We start from the raw sequence: 1,967 nt of genomic DNA on the forward strand, positions 1-1,967 counted from the left end.
GGACCGCCCCGGCGGTCCGCTTCTTTTTTTGTCATGGGGTGCTCCGGTGCAGGGAATGGAAATTGCACGATCCGGGGCTCGGCGGAGGACCCGTCCCCGCCCGGCGGCGGCACGTCAAGCAAGCCCGGTCACGACGGAACCACAGGGGGAGGTGGCGCAAGGTGGCACTGAATCGGAACTCGTCCCGCGCGACGCAGCGGCAGGTCGACCTCACCACCGCGGTCTGCCAGGAGCGCCTCCTGTCGACCCACGTGCGCCACGTCCTCGCGCTGGTGGACCTGGTCTCCGACCAGCTCCCCTTCGACTCCGCGCTCGACATCTACGTCCGGATCCTGCGGCTCACCCCCGAGCAGGCCCGCAACGTCGGAAGCCGCGCGCTCGCGGCGATCGGGAGGCGCTCCGGGCTCCCGGAGGTGGACGAGCTCGACATGGACGCCCTGGCCGACTCCGGCGGGGACCGCGACGACGAGGGCGAGGAAGCGGGTGGCAACGGGCGATTCGACGCCGTGTTCTCGCGCGTGCGTCGGCGCATCCGCGGGCGGGTGCAGGAGGACCTCCGGCACCGGATCAACCTCGCGGCCGCGCGGGCGGAGGACGACCTGTTCGCCACCCACGTGGAGAACTCGCTGATCTTCGCCAAGGCGCTCTCGGACGAGGTGGCGCTCCCCGAGGCGGTGGAGCTGTACCTGGACACCATGTCCATCCCGGACGGGGTCTCGGACGTGATCTTCAACCGCGCGCTGCGCACCGTGGCGGACGAGGTCCTACCCCCGCTGTCGCACGTTCGGGGGGGGCGGCGCGCGCCGGAGCAGCCGTCCCCGCCCGGGGCCGCTTCCGTCCGCGCGGAGCCCCTCGCCTGAGCGGACCGGCCGCCCCGACGCCCCCGGGCGGGAGGACCGCCGGGGGCGCACTTCCACCGCCTTCCTGACCGACTCGCACCCGGAAACGCCGGATGACCATCACCTGGAGCGCGATCCTGTGGGCAGGATTCGTGGCGACCACCTTCGCCGCGGTCTGCTTCTGGGTCTTCCGCACCTTCGCGTGGACGGAGTTCAGTCCGGCGTCCCAGCTGGGATGCCTCTTCTTCGGCAACCCTCGCCTCCCCCTGACCGAGGTCGTCGGCCTCCTGCTCCTCTTCCTGCTGGGCACCACCGTGGCGGCCTGGCTCTACGCGATGCTGCTGCGGCAGCTGGGCGGGCCCTCCTTCGGGCGCGGGGCGGTGCTGGGGCTGGTGCACGGGGCGCTGGCGGTGGCCGGCCTGCCGCTGCTTGGTACGATTAGTGCTTGTGTACGGTCAGGTTTGGTCCCTCCGCCCGGCCGGCTCGGGCTGGGGTGGGGGCGGGGGACGCCGGCCGGGGTCGTCGCGGGGCACGTGGTGTACGGCGCGGCGGTGGGTGCGATCCTGGCGGCGTTCGTGGCGCCTCCTTCGTGAGGCGTTGTGGGGCGGGGCCGTGACCCCGCGGTTCGGCCGGTCGTCCCGGGTGGGTGAGAAGGGCGGCCGGCGCAGCGGCCGGCACCGGGCCGGCCATCACCCGAACAAGGAGGTCGTGCGGCTCGTGGTGCTTGCTTCGCGGGACCTGTGAGGCTCGCGGTGGTGGTGGAAGGTACGGCCGGTACGGCGTGCCAGTCGGGGGACCGCCCCCCGACGGTGGGGTGGGCGGCTCCATACCTCAGGTCTGGAGAGGACTCAGATGAAACGAACACTGGGCGTGGCAGTGGTGGCCGCTCTGGCGGCGGGCGCGACGCAGGCTGAGGCGCAGGACATGATGAATCGGCGGGCGAGTCTGTTCGACCTCGGGATCTACGCCGGGGGCGCATGGACGAGCAGCTGGTTCGAGATCAGGGACGAGGGGTACCAGGTGGGGCTGAGCCCGGTCTTCGGCGCGCACGCGACGTACTGGGCGAGCCCGGCGTTCGGCGTGCGGCTCAACGGCACCTTCATGCCGAGCAGCCTTCCCGAGGCGGAC

3 protein-coding genes are annotated in these 1,967 nt (G+C 72.3%); all 3 read left to right on the top strand.

Translation table 11 applies throughout. From position 1 onward, the window contains the following. Positions 1 to 161 precede the first annotated feature (161 nt). The gene (locus tag VGR37_12765) at positions 162 to 860 is read left to right on the top strand and encodes a hypothetical protein (GenBank protein ID HEV2148269.1); all 699 of its coding nucleotides are present in this window, start codon (positions 162 to 164) and stop codon (positions 858 to 860) included. A gap of 92 nt (positions 861 to 952) precedes the next feature. Then, entirely contained in the window at positions 953 to 1,432 is a 480-nt protein-coding gene (locus tag VGR37_12770) for a hypothetical protein (GenBank protein ID HEV2148270.1), read from the top strand. A 259-nt stretch (positions 1,433 to 1,691) separates the two neighbouring features. Beyond that, a partial coding sequence (locus tag VGR37_12775; protein HEV2148271.1) for a hypothetical protein occupies positions 1,692 to 1,967 on the top strand: 276 nt, incomplete at its 3' end.

Source organism: Longimicrobiaceae bacterium (assembly GCA_035936415.1).
GTDB lineage: Bacteria > Gemmatimonadota > Gemmatimonadetes > Longimicrobiales > Longimicrobiaceae > JAFAYN01.

Coding starts and splice junctions, on each gene's coding strand:
- VGR37_12770 (HEV2148270.1), top strand. CDS start 953: ATGACCATCACCTGGAGCGCGATCCTGTGGGCAGGATTCGTGGCGACC.